24 protein-coding genes and 1 tRNA gene are annotated in these 25,583 nt (G+C 69.9%); 6 read left to right on the top strand and 19 right to left on the bottom strand.

Annotation, left to right across the window (positions count from 1 at the left end; translation table 11 throughout):
- Positions 1-120 precede the first annotated feature (120 nt).
- From ACGFYH_RS29300 to ACGFYH_RS29285, 4 genes are all read right to left on the bottom strand, one after another.
- Complete coding sequence (locus ACGFYH_RS29300; protein ID WP_393806180.1) at positions 121-444, bottom strand: hypothetical protein; 324 nt, start codon at positions 442-444, stop codon at positions 121-123.
- Entirely contained in the window at positions 441-788 is a 348-nt protein-coding gene (locus ACGFYH_RS29295; RefSeq protein ID WP_393806179.1) for a DUF6247 family protein, read from the bottom strand. The genes ACGFYH_RS29300 and ACGFYH_RS29295 overlap by 4 nt, the downstream gene beginning before the upstream one ends.
- 125 nt (positions 789-913) lie before the next feature.
- Positions 914-1,288, bottom strand: a complete 375-nt coding sequence (locus tag ACGFYH_RS29290; RefSeq protein WP_393806178.1) for a hypothetical protein — start codon at positions 1,286-1,288, stop codon at positions 914-916.
- Positions 1,285-1,629, bottom strand: a complete 345-nt coding sequence (locus ACGFYH_RS29285; protein ID WP_393806177.1) for a hypothetical protein — start codon at positions 1,627-1,629, stop codon at positions 1,285-1,287. The genes ACGFYH_RS29290 and ACGFYH_RS29285 overlap by 4 nt, the downstream gene beginning before the upstream one ends.
- Positions 1,630-1,824: 195 nt before the next feature.
- On the opposite strand from ACGFYH_RS29285, the gene ACGFYH_RS29280 reads away from it, so the two are divergent.
- Positions 1,825-2,085 (top strand): GntR family transcriptional regulator, encoded by a 261-nt coding sequence (locus tag ACGFYH_RS29280; protein ID WP_393806176.1) that lies wholly within the window; start codon positions 1,825-1,827, stop codon positions 2,083-2,085.
- A gap of 27 nt (positions 2,086-2,112) precedes the next feature.
- Here ACGFYH_RS29280 and pglX read toward each other — a convergent pair whose 3' ends face one another.
- The 9 genes from pglX to ACGFYH_RS29235 all read right to left on the bottom strand — a co-directional run bounded on the left by pglX (position 2,113) and on the right by ACGFYH_RS29235 (position 12,854).
- The gene (pglX, locus tag ACGFYH_RS29275; protein ID WP_393806175.1) at positions 2,113-5,931 is read right to left on the bottom strand and encodes a BREX-2 system adenine-specific DNA-methyltransferase PglX; all 3,819 of its coding nucleotides are present in this window, start codon (positions 5,929-5,931) and stop codon (positions 2,113-2,115) included.
- Positions 5,932-6,060: 129 nt separating this feature from the next.
- Positions 6,061-6,645 carry a hypothetical protein gene (locus tag ACGFYH_RS29270; RefSeq protein ID WP_393806174.1) on the bottom strand — a complete coding sequence of 195 codons (585 nt, stop codon included), beginning with the start codon at positions 6,643-6,645 and terminating at the stop codon, positions 6,061-6,063.
- On the bottom strand, positions 6,642-7,271 hold the full coding sequence (locus tag ACGFYH_RS29265; protein WP_043382139.1) for a hypothetical protein: 630 nt from the start codon (positions 7,269-7,271) through the stop codon (positions 6,642-6,644). The genes ACGFYH_RS29270 and ACGFYH_RS29265 overlap by 4 nt, the downstream gene beginning before the upstream one ends.
- A complete protein-coding gene (locus ACGFYH_RS29260; RefSeq protein ID WP_393806173.1) occupies positions 7,264-7,713 on the bottom strand; it encodes a hypothetical protein in 450 nt (149 codons plus the stop codon). The genes ACGFYH_RS29265 and ACGFYH_RS29260 overlap by 8 nt, the downstream gene beginning before the upstream one ends.
- Positions 7,710-8,954 carry a hypothetical protein gene (locus ACGFYH_RS29255; protein ID WP_393806172.1) on the bottom strand — a complete coding sequence of 415 codons (1,245 nt, stop codon included), beginning with the start codon at positions 8,952-8,954 and terminating at the stop codon, positions 7,710-7,712. Before ACGFYH_RS29255 ends, ACGFYH_RS29260 begins: the two co-directional genes overlap by 4 nt.
- Positions 8,955-8,956: 2 nt before the next feature.
- Positions 8,957-9,262: a hypothetical protein gene (locus tag ACGFYH_RS29250; RefSeq protein WP_393806171.1), complete on the bottom strand. Its 306-nt coding sequence runs from the start codon at positions 9,260-9,262 to the stop codon at positions 8,957-8,959.
- Positions 9,263-9,454: 192 nt separating this feature from the next.
- A complete protein-coding gene (locus ACGFYH_RS29245; protein WP_393806170.1) occupies positions 9,455-10,942 on the bottom strand; it encodes a hypothetical protein in 1,488 nt (495 codons plus the stop codon).
- Positions 10,939-12,378, bottom strand: a complete 1,440-nt coding sequence (locus ACGFYH_RS29240) for a KGGVGR-motif variant AAA ATPase (protein WP_393806169.1) — start codon at positions 12,376-12,378, stop codon at positions 10,939-10,941. The genes ACGFYH_RS29245 and ACGFYH_RS29240 overlap by 4 nt, the downstream gene beginning before the upstream one ends.
- Positions 12,378-12,854 (bottom strand): hypothetical protein, encoded by a 477-nt coding sequence (locus tag ACGFYH_RS29235; protein WP_393806168.1) that lies wholly within the window; start codon positions 12,852-12,854, stop codon positions 12,378-12,380. Before ACGFYH_RS29235 ends, ACGFYH_RS29240 begins: the two co-directional genes overlap by 1 nt.
- A 297-nt stretch (positions 12,855-13,151) precedes the next feature.
- Here ACGFYH_RS29235 and ACGFYH_RS29230 point away from each other — a divergent pair, with 297 nt between their 5' ends.
- Together ACGFYH_RS29230 and ACGFYH_RS29225 are read left to right on the top strand one after the other, a co-directional pair.
- A complete protein-coding gene (locus tag ACGFYH_RS29230; RefSeq protein ID WP_393806167.1) occupies positions 13,152-13,586 on the top strand; it encodes a hypothetical protein in 435 nt (144 codons plus the stop codon).
- 63 nt (positions 13,587-13,649) lie between these two features.
- The gene (locus tag ACGFYH_RS29225; RefSeq protein WP_393806166.1) at positions 13,650-13,994 is read left to right on the top strand and encodes a hypothetical protein; all 345 of its coding nucleotides are present in this window, start codon (positions 13,650-13,652) and stop codon (positions 13,992-13,994) included.
- 60 nt (positions 13,995-14,054) lie between these two features.
- Here the strand turns inward: ACGFYH_RS29225 and pglW are convergent, their stop codons facing one another.
- A complete protein-coding gene (pglW, locus tag ACGFYH_RS29220) occupies positions 14,055-18,488 on the bottom strand; it encodes a BREX system serine/threonine kinase PglW (protein ID WP_393806165.1) in 4,434 nt (1,477 codons plus the stop codon).
- 272 nt (positions 18,489-18,760) lie between these two features.
- On the opposite strand from pglW, the gene ACGFYH_RS29215 reads away from it, so the two are divergent.
- From ACGFYH_RS29215 to ACGFYH_RS29205, 3 genes are read left to right on the top strand one after another with little or no spacing between them, the layout of a single operon-like run.
- Entirely contained in the window at positions 18,761-19,090 is a 330-nt protein-coding gene (locus ACGFYH_RS29215; RefSeq protein WP_393806164.1) for a transposase, read from the top strand.
- Positions 19,078-19,506 carry an IS3 family transposase gene (locus ACGFYH_RS29210; protein ID WP_393806163.1) on the top strand — a complete coding sequence of 143 codons (429 nt, stop codon included), beginning with the start codon at positions 19,078-19,080 and terminating at the stop codon, positions 19,504-19,506. Before ACGFYH_RS29215 ends, ACGFYH_RS29210 begins: the two co-directional genes overlap by 13 nt.
- Positions 19,507-19,543: 37 nt before the next feature.
- The gene (locus ACGFYH_RS29205) at positions 19,544-19,990 is read left to right on the top strand and encodes a DUF6907 domain-containing protein (protein ID WP_393806162.1); all 447 of its coding nucleotides are present in this window, start codon (positions 19,544-19,546) and stop codon (positions 19,988-19,990) included.
- A 129-nt stretch (positions 19,991-20,119) separates the two neighbouring features.
- On the opposite strand, the gene ACGFYH_RS29200 is transcribed toward ACGFYH_RS29205, so the two are convergent.
- The 5 genes from ACGFYH_RS29200 to ACGFYH_RS29180 all read right to left on the bottom strand — a co-directional run bounded on the left by ACGFYH_RS29200 (position 20,120) and on the right by ACGFYH_RS29180 (position 25,519).
- Positions 20,120-20,192: transfer RNA gene (locus ACGFYH_RS29200), tRNA-Lys, on the bottom strand.
- A 107-nt stretch (positions 20,193-20,299) separates the two neighbouring features.
- Positions 20,300-21,835, bottom strand: coding sequence for an amino acid permease (locus ACGFYH_RS29195; protein ID WP_393806161.1), 1,536 nt, complete (start codon positions 21,833-21,835; stop codon positions 20,300-20,302).
- Between the two features lie 137 nt (positions 21,836-21,972).
- A complete protein-coding gene (locus tag ACGFYH_RS29190; RefSeq protein ID WP_393806160.1) occupies positions 21,973-24,087 on the bottom strand; it encodes a DEAD/DEAH box helicase in 2,115 nt (704 codons plus the stop codon).
- 241 nt (positions 24,088-24,328) lie between these two features.
- Positions 24,329-24,898: a hypothetical protein gene (locus ACGFYH_RS29185; RefSeq protein ID WP_393806159.1), complete on the bottom strand. Its 570-nt coding sequence runs from the start codon at positions 24,896-24,898 to the stop codon at positions 24,329-24,331.
- Positions 24,899-25,168: 270 nt separating this feature from the next.
- Entirely contained in the window at positions 25,169-25,519 is a 351-nt protein-coding gene (locus ACGFYH_RS29180; RefSeq protein ID WP_393806158.1) for a metallopeptidase family protein, read from the bottom strand.
- Positions 25,520-25,583 lie beyond the last annotated feature (64 nt).

Genomic DNA, 25,583 nt, shown 5'->3' with positions numbered 1-25,583 from the left:
CTGCCAGCTCGGCGGGGCGGGGGCGGGGGGTGTGCGGGACCGGGGGCGACTGCTCGGGGGTGCAGGGTGCCGTCCGTCGGGATCGGTCGAGGGGCTTCCGATGGGGCATCGGATTCCCGGTCACTGCCAGAAGACCTCTTCCACAGTGATCTGGGGATCCTGGATACGCGGGACGAAGGTGTAGACGAGCCATCCCCGATGGTGGTCGAAGAACAGGATGTGGGGGCCTTTGGGATCGGTGGACCGTACCGGTTCGACGTACATGGACGTCGGGAGGTCGGCATCGGCGTCGATACCCCGGAAGTACGGGTCCTTGGCGGTGACCAGCTCGGCGCGGGCCGCGTCGACCATCTTCCGGGCCGACTCCGGCAGTCCGTCACGGTCCGCCAGCGCGTCGCCCCGCCAGTCCATCTGCCAAGGCGGCCCCATGAGCGCGTCGGTCACTCGCCGGGCTCCGTCGTTCGCACCTTGTGGCGGATCTCCGACGCCTCTTCGAGGAGGGCCTTGGCCTCGGCGAGGTCGGTGGACTCCGCCGCACGCCGGTGGAGATCCATCACGTACGCGTCCAGCTCCGGATCACGGGCGATCGCGTATTCGCTCCACCAGCGGGCCATGAACGCGGGAAGCGGCCCGATGTCGAAGGTGTCGGCGATCGCCCGCTTCCAGTGTTCGTCGAAGTCGGGCAGGAGCTGGGGAGTGTGCTGGGCGATGGCGGCGCGCAGCGCCTTCGGGGTCCGCTCGGGCATGGGCGGGACGACCGGCGTGGGCTCTGGGGCGTGTGCGGACATGACCGGATGTACTCCTTCGTGCTCCTTCGACGCACCGTGCCTCCGACGATAGCCCGCCTCGGTGGCCCGGGTGAGGGGGTCGTCGACTGGGGCCTGCGGCTGCGCGAGGGACATGACGCGATAGGTCATGGGCGTGCTCCCGGATCACGGTCAGCGGTGCCATTGCCGACCTCGGGGATGGGCTCGTCATCCAGGTCGTCAGCGTCGTCGTCGGCCGGAGGCAGGCGTCGGCCTCGGGACTCCGCGACCCGCAGGGCGTCGGCGAGGCATTCGGTGAGCCGGATCGCGGTGTAGCGGACCTCGGCGTTCGGGGTGAGCGGGTCGTCCAGCACCCGGCGGGCGGAACGGCACACGTCCAGCCCCTCGGCGAGCTGCCGGGCCTCCGTCTCGTCGGCGAGACGGGTCACGATCCCGCCGTTGCTGCCGGGGGCGAGGTAGCAGGGCTTGCCCTCCGGTGACAGCCAGGGGAGGAGGCGGAGAGGGCTGTGCTGATACGTCACGCTGCCACCGTCCGCTGCTCGGCGCCGACGATGTGCTGGTCGAGGTCGATCCCGAAGTCGGCGGCGAGGGCGAGGGCGAGGCGGCGGTACTGCTGACGCGCCCGTTCTTCTTCGTGGGCGGCGAGGTAGGGGCGGACGAGGCGGGTGGCCGCGCCGTCGAGGGGGAGGTGTCGGCAGTACGGGGAGTGGTGGAGGGGGAGGCGTGTGGGGGCGGTGGCTCGCGGGGTGCGGTGGGTGGGGCGGGGGGTTCGGTGGCGGGGGGCGCCTGCTCGGTGGGTGCCGGTCCCGGGGCCGAAGAGAAGGGTGAGCCGGTGGGTGAGGCGGCGGATAAGGTCTTGCATGTCGACGCTCCTACGTAAGCGTTGGCCGTGCCCCGGGAGGTCTAGCCACCTCGCCGGGGTCTTTACGTTGCTGAAGCTACACCTGGCTGCATCCCTCTACATACAAGTGCAGAGAGATCCATCCGAACGTGGAGATGATGACACGCCTACGTTGGACATATGAGCGATAAGGACCAGCCGACTCCCTTGGACCCGATGAGCGCCAGACCGCTCTACGTCCAACTGGCCGACGTGATCGCCAAGAAGATCCAGTCGGGGGAACTGGCGCCGGACAGGCCCATCCCATCGGAGAACCATCTCGCTGACGAGTACGGCGTGGCACGCCTCACCGCGCGCCGAACTGCTCAGGAACTGCGGGAACGAGGTCTCATCGTCACCGTGCGCGGCAAGGGCTCCTTTGTCGTGGAGCAGCCACCGACCATCTCGCCCGAAAACGAGGGCGGGACCACCGACTGACCGTCCCGCCCTGTTCTCGTCGTATCGCTACTGGGCAGCCTTCTTGCGCCCGCCCCGTCCCTTTTCAGGACGCCAGTCGCGAAGGTCGGACTCCGAAAGGTGTCGGTCGGCGCAGCCCTTGTTCAGCGCGGTCTGGAACTCGCGAGCGGGGCTGTCGCCCCACTCCTCGTCGTACTCGTCGTACCACTGATGAACCCAGGGCATGATCTCCAACAGTCCCGCCAGCAGCGGCACGAACCTCGGATCCTCCCGCTTCCAGCCGTCCTCCTCGGCACGGTCGCTGATGAGGTTGACGAGCCCTTCGGCTTGATCCCGGTGGTTCCAGCCGGCCCAGCCCAGCAGCAGGGAGGGGTCACTGTCGGTGGAGGCACCGGGGTAGGAGATGAACCGCTCCTTCGGCACGTCGAGCTTGCCGCGATGGGACCAGTAGGAGTGCCGGAGGAAATCGGCACCGCTGTACTTCGGCGGCACCTTGATGTCGAGCCGCTCGCCGGTGCGGTCCTCCTCGCGCTGCTGCTCCCAGACCCGCTCCCACTGGGCTCTCTTGCGTAGGCCGGACTCCTTGTAGCGGAGGGCGGCGAGGTAGGGAACGTGCTCGTTCTCGATGACGGCTTGTAGCACGGTGGCGAGGGACGCCTCGGGCTTCTTGAGGTGGTCGGCCGCGTAGAGCGCGGCGACGGACTGCACGTCCTCGTCGTGACGCAGGGCGTCGGCGAGCTGGTAGACGGTGAGCGTGCGGGGCGCGGTGTACTCACCGCGCTCCCCGAACCACAATTCTTTCCGCTCGGCGGCATCCAACAACCAGGCCCGGAGCGCTGCGGCTTCCCGCTTGTCCCACGGTTCGGTGGACCAGCGGCGCTTGTACTCGGGACGTTCCAGGAGCCGGATGTGGCTATTGGAGGCGATGAGTTCGAGCCGAGACTGCACGACCTTCTGATACGCGCCTGGCCATTCCGCAGGGGTATCGGTGATGGCCGCACTCTGTGACCTGTGTCGCTCGAACCAAGCGCTGTCGAGCTCGTCAGCATCAACCTTTCGCTTCAGCACGATCTCGAAGGCTCTCTGCCCGAGTTTAAGTTGCGGCACGTCCTCATCGCTCAACTCGGCTGGATTACCGGGGAGCGTGGCCATCGCAACCTCTTTGCGGGCGAGCAGCCCGTAAGCCCCGTAGACAGCCCAGTCCAGCTCCTCCTGCAGCAGGATCATCCGCGAACGGATACGATCCTGTGCCTCAGCGGAGTCATCGAGGGCAGCACGGGTGGGAGTGTCGGAGGCAGAGACAGCTACGGCGGAAGGCTCATACTGAGCCAGCCTCTGAGCGAGGGCGTCAAGTTCACGGGACAAGGCAAGAGGGGCCGTTACGGGAACGGGAAAGCTATCAAGCTTGGAGGAACCGAACTGGTAAAATCGCTCCCATTCACTACTCGTAAACCCTCCGCCTTCCCCGCGAATACCTTTGTCATGACTGACCTGCTTCATCCAGAAGCACGCCGTTGATGAGTTCAACAGTGCCATTATCCGTAGATGCTGCTCTTCATCCACCCCTTCAGGGAATTTGATCACGGGGGCAGTCTGCTTGAATACCTTCCCCCCTCGATCCAGCACGAAGTGGTTATGCGTAGCAACCTCACCGTATGTAATCGACAGCTTGGTTCGTAGCTTGCTTGAGGTCAGCCGCCCATACTCCGACCATTTGAGACCGCCCTCCAGCTTGGTTTTCCGGCCGAAGAGGACATTATTAGCGATCGTCGTCCGACTCGGCCACATAAATCGGTGGAGAGGTTCAACGAACTCAACATCGATCGGCTTATAGTCTTCAGTATACGGAAACAGAGCGCTTTCAAAGTCTCTCCCCGACCAATCACGCAACAAGTCACCAGTCACCATCGGGCGAGTCCACTGAGCACCGATTCCCGCCCTCCGTGCTGCATGGTCGGGGAGCAGGTAAAGGTCGTCTTCCAAAGTGAAACAGGTGATACCGAGCGATTCTGCTTGTGATCCGAGGCTGACTTGAGCAGCCGCCTCGATCTGCTCAAGGAGAGCACCCGCACCACCCCCACTCAGCGACCACGGATGCTCTGCAAACCGATCCCTCAGCGCGTTCTCAACACTCACCCATTCCGACTCACTCCCTGGCTGCCCTACCTGCCGAGTGATCGCTACCCAAACCGGCCCAAGGGCTCCCTCTTGCGGAACACTTGCCTCCCCCCGCACGCCCAACACAGCCCGAATCGGCTTCGCCTGCCGAGCCACCTGGTTCCGCCCCACCAGAATCACCGTCGGCGTACCATGCCCCGGAATGTACGCCCCAGACGTATCAATGATGTGCGTCAGGTCCACACCCCCGAAGTCCCGCTTCCGCTTACTCTTCGGGTCCTTATAAGGCCCTCCGTGAAAGAACGACTCGATCAGAACCTTGCCGAACTCCCTCTTCATGAACGAGTTCGCCGTGATCTGCCCCGTGAAGCCACCGTCCTGATGGCTGCCCCCCGCCCGCAGCGCAAGCTCGAAAATTCGCTGAGCGAACGGAACCGACAACGCGTACTTGCCCGAGCACGCCCAATACACGTCCCGGTAATTCTGGTTCTCCCGCTTGTCCTTGACGGTGATGTACGGCGGATTGGCCACCACCACGTGATACGACCCGCGCCCCAGGAGGTCCACCTCCCGCACGTACTCCTTGACGTCCTCCGTCCGATACGTGAAGACCTCAGCGCGCGCGGCGTCATCGAACGTCGGGTCGGCCTCCTGACCCGCCTCCCGCCCATGCAGCAGCGAATCCCCCACCGCCACCCGGATAGGCATTGCCGGCGCCCGTCGAAGCTCCCGTACGCCACCCTCTTTCAACGCGGCGACAAGCAACCGGAACCGCGCGATCGACGCGGCGAACGGGTTCTTGTCGGCGCCGTGAACCGACTCCAGCGCCCGCCGGACGAGGACCCACCGGTCCGTACCGGGCTCCAGCTCACGCCACTTGTTGAAGATCCGCTCGAACAAGCCGAGCAGGAAGTGCCCGGAGCCGCATGCGGGGTCGATGCAGCGCAGCCCCCGTACCTGCCCGTCATCGTCGATCTCTCCCCGCCAGCCGTCAGGCCGGTGCTTCCACAGCGGGTCGAGCCCGAACTCCTCAACGGCGGGTTCCAGCGTCAGGTCGAGGATGAACTCCTCGACGAAGACCGGCGTCTGGAGCAGCGCGTACGTTTTGCGGGCGTGCTCCGACAGGTCCTGGTACAGGTCACCGAGGAAACGGGTGTTCAGATCGGGGTCGGTGAAGTCGTGCCGAACCTGCCCCTCCGCGTCACGCTCACGCCAGAAGGAAAGCAGGCGGGTCGCGGCCCCGTACGACGGAGTGACCTCCCACAACGGATTGAACCGCTCGTCGAACAGTCCCGCCGCAGTCGGGTGGGAATCACGCAGCGCCTTGAACGCCTCGAACAGCCAGTCCCGGTCGTTGTGCTCCGGATGCGCCCGGAAGTAGTCGTCGTGACGGTCCTGCGCCTCGGACAACCGCTCCCCCGGGCCCGACAGCCACGCGTCCGGGATCAGCCCGTTGTCCTCGCTGAAGCGGACGAACACACAAGCCAGCACCCACGCGGCAGCGATCTGGACGAGTCGGTCCTCAAGCCAGGTCTCGTAGCCGACGCCGATACGGCCCTCATCGTCAGCGCGCTCGTACTCGGCGACCAGCGACGACGCGAACTCCTCACCCGCCGCCCGCTCCCTGAGATCCGCCTCCAGCAACGCGACCTGCTTCTGCAGGTCCTTCAGCAGCGTCTCGTGGCGCGGCGACGCGCTCTCCTCGGACGATGCGGGCGACTCCGCACCCTGGACTTCCGCAGACGACACCGGTGAACACTCTCCATCCCGACCGACCCGCCGTGTGGACACGGCGTGCCCGACCATCCTGCCAGTTCGGGCCCGGGGAACGGCAGGACGGAGGCGAGTGGCAGCCCGAGGGGTGCCCCGTATCGCGTGCTACACCGGCACGCTGATCCGCCCGGCGAAGGCGTCGACGTCGTCCATGGCGCCGAGGACCCGGCGCGGGTCCGGAGCGGCGACGACGACCAGCACGTCGCAGCCGGCCTCCTCCACCCGCCAGGCGTAGCGCACGCCCGCGACGATCGTGCGGTCCTCCTCCGTCTGCGTGTAGCGCAGGGAACGCAGGCCGGTGCCGAGCGGCTCGGTGGTGAAGTCCTCGACCACCGGCTTCTCCACCAGGTACGGGTCCTCGGTGGTGACCAGTGCCCGCAGGGTCTCCTCCCGGTCGCCGTCCGCCTCGAAGGCGCCGACGTACACGGGCAGGGGCATCAGGCGCGGGTCCGGCAGGTGGAGGTAGACGTCGAAGCCGGGGTGGCTGCCCGGGAACTGCTCGGCGCAGGCTTGCAGGGTGGCGGCCAGGCCCTTGATGTCCTTGCGGGTCGGATCGAGGTCGCTGTCGCCCCACCACGCCTCGGACATGTGCCGGGCCCACTGCTTGGGGCCCTTCCAGGGTGTCGTCTCCCACGCGTCCGGGAGTTTCATCCACAGGTCGGTGTCGTAGTCCACATGCGGCCAGCTCACGCGCGGCTCCATCGGAAGGTGGTCATCATCGCGTCGAAGAGTTCCACGAAGAGGTCGGCGATCGCGTCCTCGGGATCGCCCGCGCCGAGGGTGGAGAAGACGACGCCGAGCCAGCGGCCGTGGTCCTCGGGGACGGGTACGACGTAGTCGACGCGGCGCGAGGCGAGTTCGCCGCCGGCCGGGGCGTCGGCGGCGACCGTCCGCTCCGTACGGACCGCGCGCACGCCGTCGAGTTCGACGACGCTCGTCTCGCCCCCCCGGCCCGGTGCTTCGAGGAGCCGGTGCGCGACGGCCGAGGGGTCGACGGCAACCTGATCCGGGAACTTCATCTCCGAGACCACGATCGAGGCGGGGACGGCGATGCCGTGCATCCGTTCGAGGGGCAGGTAGAGGTCCAGGGCTTCGGCGCGGCGGGCCTCCTTCACGGCCTCGGTCAGCCGCCGCTCCATCTCGCGCCGGTACGGGCCGATCCTGTCGTGGGGGGCGTCCGCCGGGAGCTCCGCGAAGGCGTCGTCGACGACGGAACGTATCGCCTCGTCGGTTCCGGACCGCATCGGTATGCGGACCCACTCCGGCGGCAGGATCAGCTGGTAGCCGTGCGGGGCGGTGGTCGTGCGGTCAGTCACGGTTGCCTTTCCGCAGCGTGTGCAGTCTCGGGAGCGCCCACTGAGCGAGGGGCGCGGCCAGAGGAAACAGTACGTAGGCGAGGGAGCCCGTCGCGAAGCCGGTCAGGCAGTTCAGCAGGGCGCCGCCGAAGAGCACGACGGGCAGCGAGGAGTCCCGCTCGGGCGAGCGCGCGTACTTCACCACGAGCCGCACCAGGAAGGCCGTGGCGACGACGACGGCGGGCCCCAGCACGTACCGGAGCACGGCCGTCGCCACGTCCTCCGAGGCCGCACCCGCGACCATGGCGGCGCAGAAGAGGAGCGGCGGGACCATCGAGACCACGCGTGCGACGGCGACGTCCCGGGAGTAGGCGCGCTCGGCCGCCTCCCGCTCGCGCTGCACCTCCCGTCTGCCTTCCCGCAAGCGCTCGAAGTAGCGCTCGCCCGGCTCGCGCCGGCTCACCAGGTGGACCCGACCTCGGCGGTGTACATGTTCTTGTACTCCTGGAACGGTTCGAAGTACGGCTTGTCGGTCACCGTGTCGCTGGCACCGAGGGCCTTGCCGCCCAGGTCGATGCCCTGTCCGGCGATGAAGACCTGCTGACTGTGGCGCAGGTACTCCTCGGCGCCCTGGCTGGCCACGTGAACACCGCTGTGCTCCGCGTAGGCGGCCCGTGTCTTCATGATGTCCTTGTACGCCACGGCCGCGTCCTTGTCGCCGCCGGCCTTGATGATGTCCGTCTTGCCGACCTTGGGCAGCGGTGCCTTCGCAGCCACCGTCTCGGCACCGGTGCCCGCCTTGGCGGCGAGGGCGTCCGCCTGCTCGATGGCCTCGCGTGCCGCGCGCTTCTGCGCCTTGGACGCGCTCTTGCTCGCGAGGGTGCGTCCGGCCTGGCCGTACGCCTTGCTCATGCCGTTCTTCGCGGTGCTCGTGGCGGCCTTCTTCGCGCCCGCCGCCGCAGCCGCCCGGGTCGCGGCCTGCCCGGCCTTCAGCCCGGTGACGGCACCCCGCCCCAGCCCCATCGTGGCCAGTGCGAACACGTCCAGCGCGACATCGGCCCAGGACCCCTGCCCGGCCGCGGCCATCACCACTCTCGCCACGAGTACGGCGATGCCCGCGGCGAGGACGATGCCGATCCCGATGCCGGAGACGAAGATCGCCGCGATGGCGAGGGCCGTGGCGACGTAGCTCGCGACCTCGATGACGACCTTCAGCCAGTCGGCGTTCTTGTCGATCCAGTCCTTGACGTTGTCCCACCAACTGTCGGTCAGCGGGTCGTCGTCGATGGCCTTCTCGATCAACGACGCGTAGTGGTCGGCCTGGTTGTGGTACCTGTCGGTCGCCTTCTTCAGGTCCTTCTCGGCCTGCTCCTTGTCCGTCTTCGCCAGGTCCAGCGCGTCGTCGGCGGCGGCCTGAACACTGCGCAGGTCCTCGGCCCAGCCGGACAGGTGCTTCTTCACACCCTCGTAGCGCTCCGCCGTCTGGTCCAGCTTCTTGCCCAGCGCCGCGGCACCCTCGGTCAGTTTGTCCGAGTACTTGCCCTTCAGGCCTTCTTTCTTGGCTATTTTGTGGAGCTTGTCGGCCTGGTCGCGCAGCTTCTTGGCGACCTTCTCCATGTGGCCGACTTCGTCCTCGATGTCCTTGACGGACCCGGGGACCGGATCACCGTCCGCCAGCGGCTGCCAGTCGACAGGGCGGGCCATCGCTACTTCTCCTTCGCCTTCTTCTGCGTGACCTGGTTGGCCAGGTCAAGGTCGAGGTCCTCGAAGGCCTTGCGGGTCGAACCGACCCATCCGCCGACCTTGCCGATCTCCTCGACCAGCTCCTTGCGGTGCCTGTCCCAGTTGTCGACGAAGGTCGACATCGCCTTGACCATGCGTTCCGCCCCGACGACGGCCCGCAGCTCCTTCTTCCAGTCGTCGATCCCCTCGAACTCACCCTGGATGGAGCGGAGCTGCTTTTCCGTCGCCTTGAGCAGCGTGATGTCGACCGTCAGATCCGACTTGCCCACGCGTGTCCCCGTTCTCCGGCCTGGCCAGCCTCCGGGCTGCGCCGCTGCTACCGCGCCGCACAACCCGCGCACGAGCGACGCGCATCAGGACATGACACTGCATGGTCCGCTCCCCGCAACGCAACCCTGGCCCGCGGCGGAAGCCACCCCCAGGCAACTCACGGCCCGGCACCGGCCGACCCACGCCCCCGGTCAGTGCTTCGGCCTCGGAACCCCGCCCCGGCGCCCCAGCCCGAACGCGATCCGGTACACGTCGGGCAGGTCCAGCCGGCCGTCGCTGCGCGGTTCCGTCATCACACCCAGGTCGATCAGCTCCCGGACGAGCCGGGGCAGGTCGTCCGGGTGGCGTGGGCCGGTGCGGACATACTCGGGCTTGTCGGCCTGCACGTAACGCGCCGCGTCCTCGGCCAGCACGTCGGACAGGCCCGCGTCCTTCCACAGCTTGAGGACCATCGACTCCTCAATGGGCACCTGGCATCCGACCAGCGGCTCTATCGCCAGCTTCACCCACGGCGTGTCCTCGCCGACCTCCTTCACCCGCCGCTTCGACGCGTCCTGCACGCCCGCGCGGATCGCCTCGTGGTGCAGGGCACGGCCGTGCCCGGGGTTCGTCGAGCGCGTCGCGTCCGCGGCCGTGGCCAGGGCCTGGAGGAAGCTGCGGGGACTGGTCTTCCCCTTGCCGTCCATCAGGTGGTTCGGCAGCCAGGTGTACGGCTTGCCCTTGCGGTAGTTGCCGCCCATGAACGGGTCGGCGATCTTGCCGAAGAGCGCCTCCTGGACGAAGGCGTCGTTGCGCAGCAACATCGGCGGATCGTGCCGCGTCCCGGCCACCGCGGTCTCCCAGCCTCCGGTGACCTCACGGAACCGGCGCGCCAGCTCGGGCGCGTCCTCGTCCTCGTTGCCCAGGCAGTGGAACATCAACCCGTACAGGTCCGTCTGCGTCCACTCCAGGGCCGCCGCGTAACCGGACAGCTTCGACGCGTCGGCGAAGGCGGCCTGCGCGGACTCGAACATGTCGGGGCGGATGAAGACCTTGAGCCGGATGTTGTGCGTACCGAACCGCATCTCCAACGCGAGCCGCAGGATGCCCACGACCAGCCGGTCCGCGTGCGCGCGCTCCGGATGCAGGTGTTCGAGGGCGTCGAAGAGCAGCAGGTGGACGATCTTCGCCGCGTGGGCCTCCTCGTCCGCCCGCTCCAGGGTGCGCTGTGCCGCGCCGGGATTGGCACGCACCCAGGCGGCCTTGTCCCGCCACTCCAGCAGGTCCCGCAGCTCTTCCTGCCCGAGCGCCGTCAGCAGCACCGCGTACCAGATGTAGTACGGGTCCTCCTTCGCTTCGACCAGTCCACGGAGGGCGGGCGGCCCCGGGTACAGCTCGGACCGCAGGTCCAGTCCGTGCCCCGGGTGGACCTTCAGACGGCGGAGCCGGTTGATGCGGTACTCACTGGCGGCCAGCTCGCGCAGTCGCTCGTCCAGAAGCGTGTGATACCAGAAGGTCTTGCCCACGCCCCGTCCGCCCGGCACCACCACGTTGTCGACGTAGAGCGCGGTGCGGTGGGAGTCCGGCATGAACAAGGTGTGCGCGGTGGGGCGGCTGGTGTCGGCGTGTCCGGACTCCCGCAGCGCCGCCGTCAGGAGATCGCGGTACTCGCCGGCGCTGAGGGCCTCCTCGTTCGTCACCTGTCTCGCGTCCCTTCCTGATCCCGTCCGGCGCGCAACTCCTGCTCGATCAGCGGAGTGGCCGCGGCCAGGAAGTCACGGTACGCGGCCTGCACGAACGCGCGGTCCTGCCAGCCCGGCGCGTTGATCGCGTCCATGCCGACCAGGCCGGGTTCGAACAGGATGGGGATGGCCCAGTGCGGTGCCTGGTCGTCGGTCAGCGGTGGGGCGAAAACGTCGTCCCGCGCGGCTGCCACGGCGTCGGCAAGCGCGTCGTCGGCATGCACGTCGACCGCCTCGACGGTGTCGTAGAGGACCTCGTCGAAGCACTCGAAGGCGCGCTTGCGGAAGGCCGTCAGATAGGTCTCCATCGAATGGTGCACGGAGTCGGGCACCATCGAGGCGACCATGCGCAGCCTGCTCCGGATGCGCGCCGCCTGCCCCGTGGTCTGCCAGGCGGTGAACAGGTCCTGGTAGCCCATCCACGTCTGGTCGTTGTTCCCGGCGAACAGCAGGGCCAGATCGCTCAGCCGGGAGATGGCGACGGCCGCGACGTCGTGGATGCCGGCGCGGCTGTCGAGAAGGACGACGTCCGGGCGGCGGCCGGTGTCGCTGTCCCGTTCCATCGTGTCCTCGCAGGCGCACACCGCCCGCTCCAGCCGCTCCGCGAAGGACGCGTCAGCGGTGTCCGCGTAGACGCGGTTCAGTTTGTCGACGTACGAGTAACGCGCGTCCCCCGTGCCGCTGCCCCGAGCCGGAGCCACCCACAGCTCCCCGTACCGGCCGTCCGCCGCTCGGGGCGGGGCGTAGGGGGTGCGGGCCACGAGCTCCAGGCCGTCGGCGTTGCCGACCGCGTCCTCGACCAGGTGGTCCACCAGCCCGTGCGGGGGCAGTTCGCGGCCCATGAGGAGCGGGCCCGCTCCCGGGGATTCCAGGTCGAGGTCGACGACCAGCACGGCGTGGCCCCGGTCGGCCAGGTGCCGGGCCAGTACGGCCATCGCGGTCGTACGGCCCACGCCGCCCTTGAACCCGTACAACGCGGTGCGGTGCGGGCGGCCCCGGGCGTCCCCGTTGTCCGGCGTGCTGACCATCGCCCAGTCCTCGCCGACGACGGTGTTGTCGATGAAGCGGACGGAGCCCGGACCGTGCGGGCCGTCCTGGTCGGCCACCGCACGCGGCGAGCCCAGCAGGGTGTCCGCCGAGAACATGTCCGAGGCCAGCAGCACGGGCTGGCCGGACCGGTACCGTCCCAGCCCGTCGGAGAAAACCGTCTCCCAGCCCGCCACCAGCCCGCGTACCGCGCCCTTGTCCTTCCCGGAGTCGTCGACGACGAGCGAGAAGCGCCCGAGCACGTCGCGGACCAGGACCACGGGGAAGCCCTGCCCGGCGACCTCACGGGCGGCTTCGAAGGCACGCTCCCGGGCCCGGTCGAAGCGGACGGAGTGCGCGGCGGACATCAGGGGAGCCTTCCGTTGAGCAGGGCCTGTTCGTGCAGGACGAGTATGCGGCGGGCGGCGTCGCATCGGCGTTGCACCATCTCCGCCTGGGCGTAGGTCCCGTCCGAGTAACGGGCGCTCACGCGCCATCTCCTGAACGCGCGCAGGTCCGTGTCGACCGCCGCGTGCAGTGGCGCCCCACTGCGACCGTGGGCCAGCAGCTTGATTTCCTTGACCAGTTCGTTGATGTGGCCGAACTGGAGTGTTCGGTCGTGATCGTCCTCCGGCGGATCCGGGTGCGCGATCTCCGGCTTGTTGGACGGACCCATCTCCACATCCGTGAAGCGCAGCAGCAGACTCTTGATGGCGCACTCCGCCGCGAAACCGTAGAGGTGGTCGGCGGTCGGCAGGCGGCTGTCGCGGTGGACATAGTCCGCGTCGTCGAAGTGACGCTTCGCCGCCTTGGCGAAATGATCCTCTTGTAAGGTCTCCGGCACATTCGGATCCTATCGGCGGCCATCACCTGCCCTCCGAGATCTGCTGCCACCGAACCAGGCCCGCGCTGACAGACGTTGGTGGTTCCAGCGAGCAGAATGGGCTCCTTTCGGCGCTTTGCGGCCAAAGGGCCGAAAGCGGCTTGAAACCTCTCTTGTTCCCCCCGAACGGATCATGTTGGGCTGTACGCGGCCCTGGACCAAGGGCCGACCAACAGTGCCTCCGCTGACCACGGGGGCCGTCGTCACAAGGGGGGAAGCTTGCCTCGCCTCGCTTTCAACACTGCCGGTGCAGCACTGGTGACCGCTGTCGCCGCCTCGGCTCTGCTGGTACCGGCCACCTCCGCGTCCGCCGCGCCCGACCCGGACGGCCGGGCCGTCGGTGTCGCCGTCGACAGCATCGACGCCACGTGCAGGAGTCACAGCCGAAACTACGTGGTCCGCAAGTACTACCGTGGCCCGCAGTTCTACACGCTGCGCTGCGGAACCAAGACGTGGGGGTGGAAGCACATCAAGGCCCGCCACGGCTGGAACGCGACCATGGACAAGAAGATAAGCACGGCCATCTGGTCCGGAAGCGCCAACGGCCGGGGCGGGTACTCCACCTACACCAACTCCTGCCCGCGAATCGAGAAGTTCCGGACGATCATCGGCACCCCGGCCGGAACCAACGACCTGCTGACGGCGTACAAGGTGAACCAGTCGGCGGCAGCCGCCTCGGCCGCCAAGTGCTGAGCGCCGGTTGGGCGCGAGACGGACGCCGGCCCACGTTCACGGGCTGAATGTGAAGGGACACGCATGCCTGCGCAGACGCCGGCCGAGCGGGCACTGGCCCGCTCCTACACCACCGGTGACGACAGTGTGCGGTTCGGCATCACCGGACTGTCGGTCGAACGGCGTCCGGGAGGCCACGCCCTGCTGACGTACGACCTCACGGTGGAGCAGCCGGGCCGACCGGACGAACGCTGGACCGTCGGTCTGCCCTGGGAGGACAGCTCCTTCACCGACGTCCTCGACTCGGCAGCCCCGGACCCCGCCCGACTCCAGCAGCTCGTGCACCTGGTGCGTGCGCTGCTGGAGGAGTGGTGGGACACCAAGGGGCACAACCGGCAGTCGGCAAAGCTGGGGCACCGCCTGTCCTGAGCTTTCCACTGCGGGAGGCCGGCCCGTCGTGAGACGACGGGCCGGCCGTTCGGCATCGTGTCAGCCCCGCCCCGCCGACTGGTCGGCGGCAGCCTCCCGTGCCTTCAGCTCCTTGAGGAACAGCCCCTTCAGCGGCTCCCACTCGCTCCTGCGGTCCGGGATATCCACCGTCCGCCCGTCCAGCGCGGGCGACGCGTCCGGGTCCTCCATGGGGACCAGCAGCCACAGCCCGTGAGGGATGTCGGCCGGACGGCGGGCGAAGTCCTGGAGCCCGACGAGCAGGTCCCGGCCTCCAGCGGCCCAGTAGCGGGCGGTGAGCGCGGCCTCGTGGGCGAAGAGCACCGTACGCGGGCCCGACTGCTCCGCCAGGGAAACGGCTCGCTCGGCGACCCGCTCGGTCGCTGCCCGGGCGTAGGAGGCGAGGCCCGCGCCGATCGTGCCCGAGGTGGCGAACGCGGCGTCCGCGCGCAGCAGTGCCTGCCACTCGACGCCGTTCTCGGCGGCCAGCTCCCGCAGCGCCGTGAGGAACAGGTCGTCCAGCGACACCGGCACGACCTCGAAGCGCTCCGCCAGCCGCGCCGCGACCCCTGGAAGCTCGGCGGCCTTGACGGTGAGGGCGAGGAACCCGCCACGCCGGCGTGCCGCCTGCAACCGCGCCGCCATGATCCGGCGCGGGTCGTTGCCCAGGGCCAGCTCGCTCTGCGCGGCGGCGACGAGCGTGCCGGTGCTGGTGAGCATGGACACCGACGGTTCGTAACGGCTGCTGTCGGCCTCGCGGACCCGCGGCATGAACCGCTTGCGCTGGTGGTCGTAGGTGAGCGGGAAGTCGGTCTGGGTGAGGGCCTCCTCCAGGTCCACGTACGTGGTGTCGGCCAGGACCTCCAGGCCGGGGAAACGGGCGCGGATGCGGGCGACCAGGTCCGCGACGCCTATGCCGGCGTCGGCGCGCACGCCCGCGGGGGCCTGGGAGATGCGCAGGGCACGGACCAGGTCCAGGTCCAGCGGGAAGAGTTCCAGGCGCGGGGAGACGGAGATGCCGGGCGTCATGGCCGCCGCCAGGTCGACGAGCCGGGTGTCCGCGATGGCCGTCATGCCCTCCGGTGCGGGCACCGCACGCAGTTCGCGCAGTACTGTCGCCCGGCCCGGCAGGGGGTCGCGGCGGGCTACCGCGACGGCCGCCTCACCCAGCATCGCGGCGTAGTCCGCGAGTTCGGCCGGGGTGGGGTCGTCGGTGCCCGGCTGGTCCTCAAGGGCCAGCAGGACCCGCCCACCGCGCCGCAGGACCGCCAGCCGGGCCGGCGGCTCGGCGTCGGGGCCGGTGGTTTCCTCGCGCTTGCGGTACTCCACCTCCGCCGCGGCCCGGACCACGGCCAGCGCCTGTGCCAGCGTGTCGGCGGGATCGCCGTCGCCCGCGCCGTGCCGGGCGCGCAGGTCCGCGGCAAGTTCCTCGGCGGTCATGACCCTGCCTTGTTCGGACAGGATCGCCACCATCTCGTCCCGTACCCGGCGCAGCCACCCGAGGGCCGACCACAGCTCGACGGCCGCCTGCTGGTGATGGGAAACGGTGGTCTGGGTGATGCCCAGTGCACGGGCGATGGCCGACTGCGCGGGCCACAGTTCCAGCCGTTCGGCGCCCGGCAGCTGGAGCATGGCCCGTACGACGTCGGGGCGGGGCTTCGTACGGCGCTTGCCCTCCGGCGGGGTGAGCCGCGCCGCCAGCGTCTCCACGGACTCCAGCGCGTCCTCGGACGCGTCCGCCGGGACGGCCGCAGCGGGCCGGACGACTCGCTTGCGCAGGACCTGCGTCCACTGGCGGTGGCGGCGATTGAGCTCCTTGCGGATCACGTTGCCCGCGCCGCGGGCGCGGGAGATGGTGTGCGGGGCGATGTCGAGCAGTGCCCCGACGGTGGACGCGCCGAGGGCGGCGGCGACGGACACGGCACGCGGGGACAGTCCTGCGGCATCCAGCGGAGTACCCGGCTCGGCCGCCTCGGCGGCCCGGTCTCGGGCTTCCTCGATGTCCTCGACGGTCATCCCGACCGTGGCGGGGGTGGTGGCGGGAGGCGCCTTGTCCGCCGTACGGAACAGGCGCCGCCATGCCTCCTGCATCTCGCGCAGGCTGTCGTAGCGCTGCTCGACGTCACGGTGCAGGGCACGCTGGAAGAAGTCGCTCAGGCCGTCGCGGAGCGCCTGGTCGAACAGCTCGCCGGCGACATGCAGTTCGGCGTCGGTGGCCGTGAGCGGGTTGCCCTGGCCGTCGCCCCACACCGGGCGCTCGCCCGAGGCCATCTCGTGCAGCGTGACCGCCGCGGCGTACCACTCCGCGTGGTCGTCGTAGCGTTCACGCCTGCTGCCGCCCAGGAACGGGTCGAGGTAACCGCGCGTACCCGCGTGCAGGTCCTTGTCGGGCGCGTCGGCCAGCGAGAAGTCGAACAGCATCAGCTGCCAGGAGCCGTCGCTGCGCTTGAACAGACCCAGGTTGTCCGGCTTGATGTCCCGGTGCCGCACGCCGCGCGCGGAGAGGCTGTCCAAGGCCTCGAACAGGTCGTTGCCGAAGCGCTCCAGCTGGTCGTAGCCGAGGGCTCCCTCGCCGCGCAGCCTGGATCCGAGACTCACCGGCTCACGGTCGCCGGCCGGCCGGAAGCCACCCGCGTACTCGATCTCCAGGATCATGCGCCCGCCGAGCTCACGCGGCTCGGCCAGCAGTTTCACGATGCGTCCGCCGCCGACCTCCTTGAGGGCCGCGGCCTCCGCGGTGAGCCGGGCGTCCTTCTCGTGGTCGAGCGCGACCTTGAACACCCTCGGAGAGTCCGCTTCGCCGCCCGGTTCGCCCTCCGTGCGGCGCACCAGAAGGGCGCGCGCCGTCGCACCGGTGCCGAGCACCCGGGCCACCGTCCAGGTGGCGTCGAGCGGCTGGCCCGGCTGCACCGTCAGGGGGTCGGGGGCCGCCGCCCCGGCCGGCTCGGGTGCCGCGGCGTCGGCCTCGGCCGCGTCCAGCAGCCGCAGGAACTCCTCGGCCGACGTCAACCGGTCCTGTACGTCGGCCGCTGTGGCGCGGAAGACCAGGGAGTCCAGGGCGGTGGACACCCCGTCGGCGACGGCGTACGGGTGAAGGCCGCCCTCCTCCCGCAGCCGGTCGACCAGGGCGCTGCGCCGATCGGCCGGCGGGCGCCCGGTGAGCAGCAGATACGCGAGGCTGCCCAGCCCGAACACGTCGAGGTCCACCGGGTCGGCGAACTCCTGATCGGTCTCGGGGGCGAGGTACACCTGCGCCACGTCCGCGATCAGGTCGCCGTCCAGCGGGGTGTCACCGAGCGTGTGGTGCATCGTGGTCTTGAAGTCGCGGGCGGCGGTCTGCCAGTCCGCGATGCGCAGCACCGGCTCGCTGCCGTCCTCCCGCGCCGACACGTACACCGACCGGGCGGACAGAGCACGGTGGTAGAGCGAGCGGTTGTGGGCGTAGCGCACCGCCTCGGCGAGCTGCCGGACCAGGTCCGTCCGGGCCTCCGGGCTGAGCCGACCGCCGTATGCGTCCAGGTAGGCGTCGAGGCGCAGGTCCGACCTGCGGTGCCGGAACAGGATCGCCGGGCCGCTGGCATGCTCCTGGATCTGCACCGCCTGCACGATGCCGCGGTGGTTGATGCCCTGCAGCACGTGGTACTCGCGGCGAGCCGCCCGGTCCACCTGGTCCCGCTGATGCTGCGAGGCAGCCTCTCCGGCCAGGTAGATCCGCACCCGGCCGCTCTCGCGGACCAGGCCGTCGTCGCGTTCCGCGAGCCGGTCCTCCCAGCCGGGGCCCGCGTCCAGCGCGCGGGGCTCCAGCCGCCAGTCGTCACCGAAGCGCAGGTGCGCCGTCGAGTGGCTGACCCCGATGCGCTTCATCAGCTCTTCGAGCAGCCGACTGGTCTGCGGGGTGACGCGCCAGCTCTCGCGCTCGGGCGGCAGGCTCAGCAGCTCGTCCCAGATCCCGGGCAGACCGCTCCCGCCGCCGTCGCGTCCGTAGACACCGGTCCGCTGGAACTCGTCGAGGCCACTCACCAGGTCGGGATCGTGGAGAAAGACGGCCGGTTTGATGAAGGGGACCCGCCGGGGATCCTCGTTCATGGCGCGTGCGGCGCGCGCCAGCTGGTCCTTCAGCTCCTTGGCCTTGAGATCGGTCAGGTGCAGGGGGTTCTTGATCGTGCGTACCCGGTCGTCGTGGAACTGCCAGGTGTCCCCATGGTTCACCACCCGGCCCGGGTGGCCCTTCAGCTCCAACAGGTACACGCCGCCGGGCACGGCGATCAGCAGGTCGCACTCGCTGACCCGGCCGGAGGGACCGGTGAACTGAAACGTCGCCCACGCCCGGTAGGGCTCGGCCTTCGGCATCCGCTGCCGGACGTGGTCCAGCCCCTCCTGTTCCCACGCATGACCACTGCGCCTCGGCTGGAACCAGCGTTCGCGCACCGGGGGCGGCCCGGGCTCGGGAGCGGACGGCCGCGCGGCTGGCGTCACTGAGGGCCTCCTCGGGGAATGGGACGTGGGTGCAGACGGAGACCTCGGGCCGCAGCACACCAGGTGCACACCGGCCCCCATCCGGTGGGCCGGCCGGGCCTGCCCGCGCACGCGCCGCGCCTGACCTCCAGCGGCATCCTAGTGGCAGGCGTGCGCCCGATTGGCCGCATATCGGGACCTTGCGTCCGCCCGGGACCACGGCGCGGGCTCGGACGGTGTGTGCACCTCCCCTCCTACTGTGGAGACCGTGACCGGAGGGATAGTTGGGGGTCATGGCATCCAGGAAGCGCATCTACGACGCCGAGTTCCGTGAGGGGGCGGTGCGGATCGTGACGGAGACCGGGAAGCCGATTCCGGAGGTGGCCGAGGATCTGGGCATCCATCCCGGGACGCTGCACAGCTGGGTCTCACGGGCCCGGCGCAACGGGTCACCGTCGTCGGACCGGCCGGCTGCCGAGCCCTCTGGTGGCCGGATGCGGGAGAGTGAGCGGGCCGAGCTGGAGCGGCCGCGGGCCGAGGCCGGGGAGAAGGACAAGCGCATCCGCGAGCTGGAGATGGAGCGTGATGTGTGCAAGCGATTCGTGGCCTTGTGGGTGAAGTAGCTGAGGCGGACCCGGCCGTGGCGGTCGGGGTGATCAGCAGCTGCAAGACCGAGGAGGGCATACCGCACCGCGTCGCCTGCCGGGCTCTGGGGGTATCGGAGTCGTGGTACTACAAATGGCGCGACCGCCCGCCCACCGAGCGGGAGAAGCGCCGACAGCACCTGGCGGAGGACATCGAGGAGATCTTCCGCTGCTCCGGAGGTACTTACGGCTCGCCGAAGGTGTTCATCGAGCTGGTGCGCCGGGGCTGGCGGGTGTCGGTAAACACCGTCGCGAAGCTGATGGCCGAGCTCGGGCTGGCGGGCCGGACGGTCAAGCGCCGCCGGTCGCTGACCAGGCCGGGCAGGCGGCCGGCCGCCCCTTCTTCCCGCCGAGCAAGCCTGGTCGACCCTCATGGATCCAAAGGCCGCGGCTGAACTCCTGAACGAAGACTGAGCCGGAGTCCTCACCCAAATGGATCGTGACAACTCGTCCCGGACAGTGACTGTCCCCACGTGCGACCATGGGCCCGTCACCGTCTGGGAGCCCGACTGGTGTACCGGATGCGAAACAGAGCATCAGCCCGGCGGCTACCACGTCGACATCACGCACGCGAGCCGTGACTACGGACTCACAGTCTCAACGAGCCGTGGCACGCCGGTGGTTCTGCGTGCGTGCTTCGAACAGCGCCCCTTCGCCGAGCACCCACCCGGTCACGTCCCCTTCATGAACGTCGAGACGGATGGCGACTGGCATCCGCACAGTTCCGACGATTTGCGCCGCCTCTCGGAGTTCCTCACGGCACACGCGGATCGGCTCCGGGAGCTTGCCGACCGCCTCGGCGGTCTCACCAACGCCTTCGATGCCGCAAAGGGGACCACGCCTGGGGCGGCGAACCCTGAGAAAGGACGCGTCAGCTGAACAAGCCACGCTGCCTGTTGGCACACCCGCTCACGCAGACGGACTCCACACGTGGCGTGGCCCCGGCCAGGACGACTGGTCGGGGCCACGAAACCGCTGGTCAGAGCCACAGAACGGTCCTGGCCTCGGTAGGCCCTGTGGGACTCGAACCCACAACCAATGGATTAAAAGTCCACTGCTCTGCCAATTGAGCTAAGGGCCCAGGCGGTGTGTTGCGTGATGTTGCCACACCGAGCATAGCCCGCCTCGGCCGGGACGCCGATCGGGTATCGGGGGCACGGCCGCGTCGGAGGGTAGTGGGGGGCGGGGCTACGGGTCCACCGGCTCGGGGGTGTTCGCGCGGGCGGCCGCGCGGGCGCGGGTGCGTTCGTGGTCGGGGTTGAGGAACCAGTGCCGGGCCGAGGCCAGCCACCAGGTCGCGGCGAAGCCCAGGACGACCAGGACGGCGACGGGGGCGTAGTTGAAGGTCTCCCAGGTGACCGGGGAGACCTGGGGCAGCATGAACAGGACCGTGATGACGCCGACCCACGTCACCGCGACCACGCCCACCGGCCGCGACCAGCGGCCCAGGTGCCAGGGCCCGCGTTCGAAGGCGGCGCCCTTGCGGACGCGCAGGAGGGTCGGGATGACGTAGGCGAGGTAGAGGCCGATGACCGCGATCGAGGTCACCGCGGCGTATGCCGTGACGTTGATCAGGTACGGGAGGCCCAGGACCAGCGCGGCCAGTGCGGCCAGCCAGACCGCCGCGACCGGCGTGCGGGTGCGCGGGTTCACCGAGTGCCAGAGATGGGACCAGGGCAGCGCACCGTCGCGGGAGAAGGCGTAGATCATGCGGCTGTTGGCCGTCACCGACGCCATCCCGCAGAAGAGCTGGGCCCCGATGACGACGAGGAGCAGGAGCTTGCCCGCCGTCGCGCCGAGGGCGTCGAGAAGGATCTGGGCGGGCGGGGCGCCGGTCGGGGACGTCAGAGCGCCCTCGTAGGACTGGATGGCGAAGGTGAAGCCCAGGAGGAGGACGAAACCGGCGATCCAGGAGGTCCAGATGGAGCGGACGATGCCCTTCGGACCGGCCGTGGACGCGTCGTGCGTCTCCTCGGTCATGTGGGCGGAGGCGTCGTAGCCGGTGAAGGTGTACTGGGCCATCAGGAGGCCGATGAGGACCACGTAGACGCCGCTCCCCCAGCCCGTGTTGTTCACGAACTCGCCGAAGACGAAGGACGCCGGCCGGTGGTGGTCGGGGGCGAAGGTCAGCGCGCCGACGATGACCGCGACGCCGAGGACGTGCCACCAGACGCTGATGCCGTTCAGCAGGCCGACGATGCGGACGCCGAAGGTGTTCAGCAGGCCGTGGAGGATCAGGATCGCGGCGAAGAGCAGGATCGTGCGGCCCGGCGTCACCTCGAAGTCGAACTGGAGGTTCAGGTAGGCGCCCAGGAAGGACGCGGCACCGAAGTCGATGCCGGCGGTGACCGCGACCTGGCCCAGTACGTTGAACCAGCCCGTGAACCAGGCCCAGGCCGCCGCCGTGCGCGGGGGTGCCAGGCGGTGCGCCCAGAAGTACAGGCCCGCCGAGGTCGGGTACGCCGAGCAGATCTCGGCCATCGCCAGGCCGACGAAGAGGGTCATCAGGCCGACGGCGACCCAGCCCCACGTGATGACGGCGGGGCCGCCCGTGTTCATGCCGAAGAGATAGAGGGTCAGGCAGCCCGACAGGACCGAGATGATCGTGAAGGAGACCGCGTAGTTGGAGAACGCCGACATGCGGCGGGCCAGAACCTGGGTGTAGCCGAGCTGGGCCAGCCGTTCCTCGTCCGACAGCCCACTCGCCATGGCGTCATCTGTCATGCCCCCAGCAATTCCCTCGCGGCGGGCGTGACATGCGTCACCCTGTGGCCGACATCGTCCGGAGCGGCTGAACGGCAGAGCGCCGTGGCCCCCACCCCTGAGGGCGGAGGCCACGGCGCTCGTCAGCTGTTCAGGCGTCAGCCGTTGCGCTTCCAGCGCGGCTTGTCGTCACGACGGCCGACGGTCGAACCGCGGTGGTCGTCGCGGCGGCCGTACGGACGGTCGTGGCCGCCGGAACGGAAGCCGGGGCGGTCGCCCTGGCGGTCGCGGTTGAACGGACGGTCGCTGCCACGGTGCCCGCCGCGCTCACCGCGGTCGTCGCGGCGCTCGAAGGGACGTCCACCACGGTCACCGCGGTCGTCACGACGCTCGAAGGAACGGCCACCACGGTCACCGCGGTCGTTCCGGTCGTCACGGCGGAAGCCGCCCCGGTCGTCACGACGCTCGAACGAACGCCCACCACGGTCACCACGGTCGTCACGGCGCTCGAACGGACGCCCACCACGGTCACCGCGGTCGTCACGACGCTCGAAGGAACGGCCACCACGGTCACCACGGTCGTTCCGGTCGTCACGGCGGAAGCCGCCCCGGTCGTCACGACGCTCGAACGAACGCCCACCACGGTCACCACGGTCGTCACGACGCTCGAACGGACGCCCACCACGGTCGGCGAAGCGGTCACGGCCGTTGCCGGCGGTGCGCTCCGTCTTCTCCACGTCCCGCGCGCCGGACTGCTCGGGCAACGAGACCTCGGTCTCGGTCGCGGCGGCGGCCACCTCGGCCAGCACCGCCTCCGGGTCCTCGCCCCGTTCCCGCGCGGCCCTGGCGACCAGGCGGTCCGCCTCCCCGCGCAGTTCGGTGGCGCGGCGCTGGGCCCGCTCCAGCTCCTTGGTGAGCTGGGTGACCTCGCGCTCGGCCTGCTGCGCCGCGTTGCCCGCGGACTCGGCCTGGACCTCGGTCATCGACCGGGCGCCGGTGATCTCGGCGACCTCGGGGTCGAAGGCCGCGCCGCCCTGGACGATATGGCGCGTGGCGTCGACGCCCGCGTCCTCCATCAGCCGGAAGATCTGGCGGCGCTGGTGCGGCAGGGACAGGGAGACGACGGTGCCGGTGCGGCCGGCGCGGGCCGTACGGCCGGCGCGGTGCAGGTAGTCCTTGTGGTCACCGGCCGGGTCCACGTTCAGGACCAGGTCGATGCCGTCGACGTGGATGCCGCGGGCGGCGACGTCGGTGGCGACCAGGACGTTGACGTAGCCGTCCTTGAAGTCGGCCAGCGTGCGGGTGCGCGCGCCCTGGGTCATGCCGCCGTGCAGCGCGTCCGACTTCACACCGGCGTCGCGCAGCTGCTCCGCGATGCGGTCGGCGCCCAGCTGGGTGCGGACGAAGATGATGGTGCGGCCCTTGCGGGAGGCGATGGCCGCGGTGACCGGCGCCTTGTCCTTGGGCTTCACGACCAGGATGTGGTGCGACATGGTCGTCACCGCGCCCTGGGCGGCGTCGACCTCGTGGAGCGCCGGGTCCTTCAGGTACCGGTCGACGAGGGTCTTGATCTCGTTCTCCATGGTGGCGGAGAAGAGCATGCGCTGACCACCCGCGGGGACCTGGTCGAGCAGCTCGGTGACCTCGGGCAGGAAGCCCAGGTCGGACATCTGGTCGGCCTCGTCGATGACCGCGATCTGCACGTTCTCCAGGGAGCAGGCGCCGCGGTTGATGATGTCGCGCAGGCGGCCCGGGGTGGCGACCAGGACGTCGACGCCGCGCTCGAGGGCGTAGATCTGGTTGCCCATCGAGGTGCCGCCGCAGACGACCTTCATCTTCAGGCCGAGGACGTCGCCGTAGGGCTGGAGCGCGTCGGCGACCTGCATGGCCAGCTCGCGGGTCGGGGTGAGGATGACGGCGCGCGGCTTGTGCTTCTCGGTGCGGCCGCCGGACAGCGTGGCCAGGGCCGGCAGACCGAAGGAGAGGGTCTTGCCGGAACCGGTGCGGCCCCGGCCGAGGATGTCCTTGCCCGCCAGCGCGTCCGGGATGGTCGCGGCCTGGATCGGGAAGGGGGTGGTCACGCCGTTCTGCGCGAGCTTGCGCACGACACCCTCGGGCAGACCGAGGTCGGAGAACGTCGGCTCGGAAGCCTCGGGGGACTCGGGGGCCGCGGGGGCCGCGGAGGCCTCGACGGCCTCCGGCGCGCCCTCGGCACCCGCGACGCCCTCGGCGTTCTCGGGCACGACGACGTGGTCAGTAGTGATCATGGACATGCGAATGCGAAACCTTCCGGAGTCTCTCGTCGGCACGCGCCCGTCAACTCCGTGAATCGCGATTCGCAATATCGACCGCCTCGATGCGGTCCACCACGGCAAGGGGAGAGTACGCGCCACACGGCGCGCTCTGCGGTGGCGCCGGGCAAATGGGATCAAACGATCTACCACCATACGCACCCTCCACCCCCCAAGGCAAACCGGGTGGCACATGCCCAGCTCAGCGGCGCTCCGCCCAGGCCTACGCCGGTGCCCCGGCCGCCGGTGCCGGCTCCCGCTGCGCGAGCTGGGTCCCCGGCGGTTCGTGCGCCGACGAGGACGGCTCGGCCACCGTCGGCTCCGGCGTCGGGGAGGCGGGCGGCTCCTGGGTCGGCGTCGGCTCCGGCTCTGCCGTGCGGGTGGGCTGCGCCGGGGGCGTCCGGGTGGGCTCGGGCTCGTGGTTCCCGCCCTTCGGCGGCCGGGCCCCGGTCGGGTGCGCGCCGGGGGGAGCCGGGGAGGACGCGTCCTCGCCCTTCCCGCCCTCGCCGCCCTGCCCCGCGCCCTCTGCCTTGCCGTCTTCCTTGCCCTTGCCCTTGCCCCTGCCCTTCTTGCCCTTGCCGTGTTCCTCGTCGACGGCCGCGGCGCCGTACCCGGCGTTCCCGCCGGAGACCGCGGCGCCCTCCCCGGGCGCCTCGTCGCCCCGCTCCCCGGCGGAGTGCGACGGCCTGCCGCCCCCGCCTGACTCGTCGTCGCCGACGCTCATGCAGCCGGCGGCGGCGACGACGGCCATGGCCGTGACGGCCAGACGGACGGGTACGTACAAGGGGCGCACGGGCGGCCACCTCCGGGGTTCAAGGAGTCGCCGTGCCCAACTCCCGTCACCCACAAGAGGACACGCGCCCGGCGAGGCGGACTTGACCCGCGCGCGTCACCCGCATCCGGGCGCGTGCCCGCCCGCGCGGGCGTCACCTTCCGCCGGGATGTCGCCGAACACCTCAAGCAGGCGCGTGCCCGCACACGTGGGCGTCACCCGCATCCGGGCGCGTCGTCCGCCCGCGTGGACGTCATCCGTACCCGGGCGCGTCGCCCGCCCGCGTGGGCGTCACCCGTACCCGAGGGCGTGCAGCCGCGCGTCGTCGATCCCGAAGTGGTGGGCGATCTCGTGCACCACCGTCACCTCGGTCTCGGCCACGACGTCCGCCCGGGTGTCGCAGAACCGCAGTGTCGGCCCCCGGTAGACGGTGATCCGGTCCGGCAGCACACCCGCGTACCACTCCCCGCGCTCCGTCAGCGGCGTCCCCTCGTACAGTCCGAGCAGCTCGGGATCGTCCGTCGGCGGTTCGTCCTCGACGAACACCGCGACGTTGTCCATCAGCCGCGTCAGCTCCGGCGGGATCCGGTCCAGGGCCTCGGCGACCAGTTCCTCGAACTCCTCGCGCGTCATCTCCAGCACAGGCCCATTGTCGGGTACGACCGTGGAGTACGACCCGCATATCCGCCCCCGGCCTTGGGCATAC

Origin of the sequence: Streptomyces sp. NPDC048392 (assembly GCF_043200575.1) — a bacterium.
Taxonomy (GTDB): domain Bacteria; phylum Actinomycetota; class Actinomycetes; order Streptomycetales; family Streptomycetaceae; genus Streptomyces.
The sequence above is the reverse complement of the archived record's forward strand: the minus strand, read 5'-3'. Positions and strand labels throughout refer to the sequence as shown.